Source organism: Mesobacillus boroniphilus JCM 21738 (assembly GCF_000517385.1).
Taxonomy (GTDB): Bacteria; Bacillota; Bacilli; order Bacillales; family Cytobacillaceae; genus Mesobacillus; species Mesobacillus boroniphilus.
In genome coordinates this window covers 1-2,884 of the sequence record NZ_BAUW01000175.1, presented here as the reverse complement: position 1 = coordinate 2,884, position 2,884 = coordinate 1, and the positions used below count along the sequence as shown (strand labels likewise).

General features: G+C 45.0%; 4 protein-coding genes. 3 read left to right on the top strand and 1 reads right to left on the bottom strand.

The window, feature by feature from the left end; translation table 11 throughout:
- Window positions 1–151 precede the first annotated feature (151 nt).
- Window positions 152–634, top strand: coding sequence for a sigma-70 family RNA polymerase sigma factor (locus JCM21738_RS21405; protein WP_023613457.1), 483 nt, complete (start codon window positions 152–154; stop codon window positions 632–634).
- 28 nt (window positions 635–662) lie between these two features.
- Window positions 663–1,646 (top strand): DUF4179 domain-containing protein, encoded by a 984-nt coding sequence (locus JCM21738_RS21400; protein WP_023613458.1) that lies wholly within the window; start codon window positions 663–665, stop codon window positions 1,644–1,646.
- Between the two features lie 17 nt (window positions 1,647–1,663).
- On the opposite strand, the gene JCM21738_RS21395 is transcribed toward JCM21738_RS21400, so the two are convergent.
- Window positions 1,664–2,203 carry a dihydrofolate reductase family protein gene (locus tag JCM21738_RS21395; protein WP_023613459.1) on the bottom strand — a complete coding sequence of 180 codons (540 nt, stop codon included), beginning with the start codon at window positions 2,201–2,203 and terminating at the stop codon, window positions 1,664–1,666.
- A 60-nt stretch (window positions 2,204–2,263) separates the two neighbouring features.
- On the opposite strand from JCM21738_RS21395, the gene JCM21738_RS21390 reads away from it, so the two are divergent.
- On the top strand, window positions 2,264–2,728 hold the full coding sequence (locus JCM21738_RS21390; RefSeq protein WP_023613460.1) for an HAD family hydrolase: 465 nt from the start codon (window positions 2,264–2,266) through the stop codon (window positions 2,726–2,728).
- The last annotated feature ends 156 nt before the right edge of the window (window positions 2,729–2,884 follow it).

Genomic DNA, 2,884 nt, shown 5'->3' with positions numbered 1-2,884 from the left:
CCAGCGCCTAGCCCCTCGAGACGCTTCGGTCCGCCCAATGAAGTCAAAGAGCGACTTCACTGGTCGGCCCTCCAGCGCTTGTCGGGGCTGACCAAGGCGCTTGCGCTTTTCTAACCTGGTTTTGTTCTAAAGAGTGAAAGGAGGTCAGGAAATGAAGGAAGCTAAGCTTGTGAAGAAAGCAATCAAGGGAAATGCAAAGGCGTTTGAAGAGCTATTGATTTTACATAGTGAACGATTATATAGGACCGCTTATTTATATGCAGGAAACAGGGAGGATGCCCTTGATATCGTCCAGGAAACATCCTGTAAAGCCTTCCTGGCAATAGAACAGCTGAAGAATGAGGACTACTTTTTAACATGGCTGACAAGGATCTTGATCCATTGTGCATATGATGTTTTGAAAAAAAGAAGAAAAGAAATGCCAGTTGAGAAACTGGTTGACCTGCCTTCAAACAGTGACCATAAGCTGGCAGAGAACCTCGATTTGATGGAGGCCATTACTCTATTGAAAGCTCAGCACCGGACGGCGATTATCCTGTTTTACTATCATGACGTGCCAATCAGCGAGATTGCCAGAACGATGGCCAGACCTGAAAATACCATAAAAACCTATCTGCAGCGCGGTCGGAAGTAATTGAAAACTAGATTAGGAGGCGAGCACGATGGAAAAGAAAATGTTTCATGAATCGGTGAATCAGATTGAGGTTCCTGAAGCTGATGTTTTAAACGCAATCCAGGGTGGGGTAAGGAAAGGAAGCAAGATGAGAGCTAAGCAAAAATCACGTTTTAAAGTATTAGGGGCGTCAGTTGCCGCTGCCGCAGTTCTTTTCGTTGCATCAGGATTCATGGTGCCGTCGGTAGGGAATGTGATGGCGGATATTCCTTTCCTGGCGAAGCTTTATGAACATGACAAGGTTGCCGGAAATCTGGCCTCGCAAGAGCTCATCACCGAATTGAACGAAAAGGCAGCTTTTGATGGAATTGATGTGAGAGTTACGGAAGCTTATTATGACGGAGCAATAATTGGTGTCACCTTTGATGTTAAGGGTGAGGTGAAGGGCGACGAGGACGCGATTTATGCGTTCTATGAAATTTTTGATCGTGATTCGAATATCGAAGAAACGATGGAGCTGGTAAAGCTGCTGCCTGCTGAGGGAGGCTACAAAGGGCATATCCAGCTAAGCTATCCAAGAGCAGAATTGCCGGCAGAAACCACTTTGCCATTCAAGATTATTGGAATCGGAGAAATCAATGACAACTGGAAGGACGAACAGGCGAAATGGAATTTTGACGTGCCTATTAAACAGCTTCCATTTGAAACAGCTGCGCTTGAACAGGCAAGTGAGCTTGGTGATTATAAAATCACGTTCGAAAAGCTGATTACCGGTAAATCTTCGACAGCCATTGAATATACAATGAGTTATCCTGAAGAAGGCCAAAGAGTGATGCTCGACCTTTTTGACGACAAGGGCGAGCAAATAATTGGCGGAACCTCGGATGCAAAAATAGAGAAAAAAATCGAAAATGGAACGGTGACGGAGAAAAGGCGGATCACCATCCCGATGGTGCTTGATTCAGATTTTATCGAAGTCAAACCGGCATTGGAGTCGGGAGAAAAGCTTGACTCTGTTAAAATAGATCTTTAAAAATGAGGCGCTGGAAGTCATCCAGCGCCATTAGTTTTGGATTTGTATCTTAGTGCTGCAATCTGTCCATAGCTTTCTGTTCCAGTTAATTCGAAATTCGCTGGTGGAGTGCCTTCTGGAAACAGCGGGATACCATCACCAATCAATTTCGGGATGATATAAAGCTCCAATTCATCAATCAGCTTTTTCTCAATGAACTGCTTCACAAGCTGGCCGCCGCCGACAAGCCAGACGTTCCCAACGGATTTTTCCTTCAGACGCGAAACCAGGGATTCCAGCTCTTCATCGGTAAACATGACATGGGAGCTGCTTTTATGTGTCTGTCGCGATAAAACGTAACAAGTTTTTCCGATATAAGGAAATTCATCCGTCAGTCTCAAAACCTCTTCGTACGTTTTACGGCCCATTATCACTGTCCCAACCTTGCTGTAGAATTCATTGTAACCATTATCGCCATCGCCTTCCACATCATCGAGCCAGTCAACGGCGCCATCTGGCCTAGCGATATATCCATCCAGGCTCATCGCGATATAAAGTATGACATTGCTCTTTTTCATCTAACATCCTCCAAGCAGGTGTATAATAACGATATTCTATCAAAAATGGGAGGCATATTCATGCTTGCATTGAACATCCCGGGCAGAGGCCAATTTAATATCAATCATCTTGTTTTGGATTTTAACGGAACCATTGCTTTTAACGGTGAGTTGATCACTGGCGTGGCTGAAAGAATCATGCTTCTAAGCAAAGACATGGAGATTCATGTCATTACAGCAGATACCAATGGAACCGTCGCTAGACAATGCAGCGGCCTGCCGGTATCGGTGCAGATTCTTCGCTCTGATGACCACACAGGTGAAAAAGGGGAGTTCATTCGCGGACTTGATGGTGCCATCTGTATCGGAAATGGAGCTAACGATGCATCCATGTTCGAAGAAGCCGTTCTTGCGATTGCTGTGGCCGGAAGAGAAGGCTGTGCAACGGCGACACTGCTGAAAAGTGATGTTTTAATCGATAATATCCTCGATGCAATGGATTTATTGCTGAATCCAAACCGGATGATTGCTACTTTGAGGAAATAGATAGGGGAACATAAAAGGCTCATCCACAAAAGGATGAGCCTAAACTTATTTTATCTTCTGTAATTCATCCAGAAAGGCTGGGCGCTTGGATACTTGCTCATGAGTTCCTCAATCAGCTTGCGGCTGTTCGTTTCTCCGCAGGCTTTTTTACCAGAT